Genomic DNA, 613 nt, shown 5'->3' on the forward strand with positions numbered 1-613 from the left:
CGTGTAATCGCGATTAAATTGCAGCATGTAGTCAATAAACTGTTTACTGCCTAATACACAGGCACCACTACTAGCCGCTGCTTTACCAAAGGTAATGATTAATATATCTGGAAGCGTTTGTGTAATAAACGCTTCGCAACTGCCCAAACCGGTTTTGCCTAATGCACCAAAGCCGTGTGCGTCGTCAATCATTAGCCATGCGTTGTGCTGTTTTGCAAGTGCGAGTAATTCTTTAAGAGGCGCGGTATCGCCATCCATCGAAAATACGCCTTCGCTTATAATTAGCTTGTTTTGCGCTTTTGATTTTTCGAGCCGTGAACGTAAATGGTTCATGTCGTTATGATTAAAACGTACTAAAGCCGCGTTAGAATGCATAGCCCCGTCAATCAGGCTTGCATGATTTAACTTATCTTGAAAAATAGCGCTGTTTTGTGCAGCTGCTTTATCTTGAAACAACGCTTTAATTACGCTGCTATTAGCGCTAAACCCTGAGTTAAATAGCATCCCTGCGCCATAACCAAATTGCTCGCATAAGTATTGCTCAAGCGCTTTTTGCTGCGCCTGATAACCTGTCACTAATGCGGAGCTGTGGCTGCCTAATGCTTGGGAGTCA

General features: G+C 43.6%; 1 protein-coding gene. It reads right to left on the bottom strand.

Translation table 11 applies throughout. The annotated features are described in order from the left end of the window. Positions 1 to 613: aminotransferase class I/II-fold pyridoxal phosphate-dependent enzyme (locus L647_RS0100520; protein ID WP_024609479.1), on the bottom strand; the 613-nt coding region annotated here is incomplete at both ends.

Origin of the sequence: Pseudoalteromonas sp. TB64 (assembly GCF_000498095.1) — a bacterium.
In the GTDB taxonomy this organism is placed as follows: domain Bacteria; phylum Pseudomonadota; class Gammaproteobacteria; order Enterobacterales; family Alteromonadaceae; genus Pseudoalteromonas.